The sequence below is a fragment of the Vibrio sp. V19_P1S1T109 genome (genome assembly GCF_002241375.1).
Taxonomy (GTDB): domain Bacteria; phylum Pseudomonadota; class Gammaproteobacteria; order Enterobacterales; family Vibrionaceae; genus Vibrio; species Vibrio anguillarum.
In genome coordinates this window covers 1-2,104 of the sequence record NZ_NDIM01000319.1, presented here as the reverse complement: position 1 = coordinate 2,104, position 2,104 = coordinate 1, and the positions used below count along the sequence as shown (strand labels likewise).

Annotated in this window: 2 protein-coding genes; both read right to left on the bottom strand. The window is 39.7% G+C overall.

From position 1 onward, the window contains the following. Positions 1-225: 225 nt before the first annotated feature. Positions 226-885 carry an SLATT domain-containing protein gene (locus B9J87_RS15380; RefSeq protein WP_094151585.1) on the bottom strand — a complete coding sequence of 220 codons (660 nt, stop codon included), beginning with the start codon at positions 883-885 and terminating at the stop codon, positions 226-228. A gap of 162 nt (positions 886-1,047) precedes the next feature. Then, positions 1,048-1,437 carry a VOC family protein gene (locus B9J87_RS15370; RefSeq protein ID WP_094151583.1) on the bottom strand — a complete coding sequence of 130 codons (390 nt, stop codon included), beginning with the start codon at positions 1,435-1,437 and terminating at the stop codon, positions 1,048-1,050. Positions 1,438-2,104: the final 667 nt, after the last annotated feature.

Genomic DNA, 2,104 nt, shown 5'->3' with positions numbered 1-2,104 from the left:
CACGAATTTGAGGGTAAAAATGCTCATTTGCCGACAATACAAAACGAATGGCCGGAGAAATCCCAAAAGATTGAATCCCTAAATTTACCTGAGTTGCATAACGCCCGGCTAAGGGGTTGACAACGCATAGCCGAACTCAAAAAACACACTGTAAACACTGAACTTCAATTTTGAACTAAAGCCGACACGCGTTGGCAATCCCTCTTGAGCCGTTTGTTATGAATTTTACACACCTGCCCCTTGAACTGAGTTTGATACAAACGAAAATGGCTCACCAAATGTAATCCAGTAAAGGACACCTAATAGTGCAGAAATAACTATGAAGTAGGACATGAAATTTAAAACATGCGATACGAATATTTTCAAATAAATAACACACCAGTCAAAGCCTTTAATCTCATAGTCCTCTGGCATTTCAAGCTTTGCCCGATAGTAGTCCCCTCGAAAGTCATTGTTAGAGTGAGTCTCATACAGTTTAAGAAGTTGATGATACTTATTTTTGAACTCTAGATATTTCTGCTCATTATGTGATTGTTCATCTAAATATGGGCGAACCTCTTGCTTTAACTCACCAAGCTGCGCTGCACAAGAGTACATTTTTTCTGACGTGCTTGAGTAATTATTTCTGTCGATAAGTAACGAATAAACTAAAACTGCTATAGATGAAAATGCTTGAAACAAACCAACTATCTTGTTGTTGATGTTACCACCCAACGAATAGGCTTGCATGAGTGTAACTAAAATCAAACCAAGGGATATAAATACGATGATATATGCGGAAAACTTAGAATGTAACTTTAGTCTTCTTGAAGCATTGAATCTAGTTTTAGATGTTGAATCCATTTTTTTGTACAAGTTTCGGAAACTACTTTCTTTATCTTTCACTTTATTTATCTACCAAACTTAATAAAAATTCATAACGCCCGCTTAAGGGGCAGACAACGCTACTACTCACTTTCCGCATAACACCTTAATCACAAAAACCAACGCATAGTAAAAATACCACGCGTTGGCTGTCCCTCTTGAAGCGTTTGTTATAGCGGTGCTTTAGTTGCCCATAGAAATATGATGCGTTGCACACAGTTTATTTCCTGCTGGATCGCGTAAATAAGCTAGATACATTTTTCTTTCTCCGCTTACCCTTAGACTTGGAGGATCTTCGCAAGCTACACCGCCATTAGCTAAGCCTGCCGCATGCCATGAATCCACTAACTCTGGGCTACTGACTTTTAAGCCAATTGTCATTCCATTACCATGAGTCGCCAGCTCTCCATTTATTGGCTTCGTAATTCCAAGCACACCATCTTTGTTTATGTAAAGACAGCGCCCTTTAGCATCGATAACACCCGATGGATAACCTAAAACAGACAATATGGCGTCATAAAAAACCTTAGATTTTTCAATATCATTGGAGCCAATCATAATATGACTAAACATACTTGTTCCTTTTGTTGAGCAAAAATCGGGATTTACTTTGAAGCATCGATTGAGCAATGTCTAGGTTGAAATGTGAGATAAGCTATAACGCCCGGCTAAGGGGTTGACAACGCATAGCCGAACTCAAAAAACACACTGTAAACACTGAACTTCAATTTTGAACTAAAGCTGCCACGCGTTGACAATCCCTCTTGAGCCGTTTGTTATGCAAATTCAATGAGATAAACTGAGTTTACACAACCAAAAGCCACGATTGCAATGGTTAAGTGATTCAAGAATCAACCCAAGCCAGAGCCGTGATAAATAAGCCGCCAAAACAAAGTTCACCTTTCAGCAACAAACCAAGCTTTTGGATCAGGCAAACTCAACGAGCGAAAACTTCAGCAAGTCCAAAATGCTCGATTAACTTGCCCTTTCCACACTTTGCGCCCGCTAAATTCACAACAAACCAGCACCAAAACTCATTGAGGCAAACAAAGAACCTTGCCTGTTTTACGGCTTGAGTAAACTACGAATTTTAGGGTAAAAATGCTCATTTGCCGACAACACAAAACGAATGGCCGGAGAAACCTCAAAAGATTGAACCCCTAAATTTACCTGAGTTGCATAACGCCCGGCTAAGGGGTTGACAACGCATAGCCGAACTCAAAAAACACACCGTAAACAC

Bases quoted from the DNA above. Each gene is read 5' to 3' on its own strand.
- B9J87_RS15370 (WP_094151583.1), bottom strand. From the start codon at position 1,437: ATGTTTAGTCATATTATGATTGGCTCCAATGATATTGAAAAATCTAAG.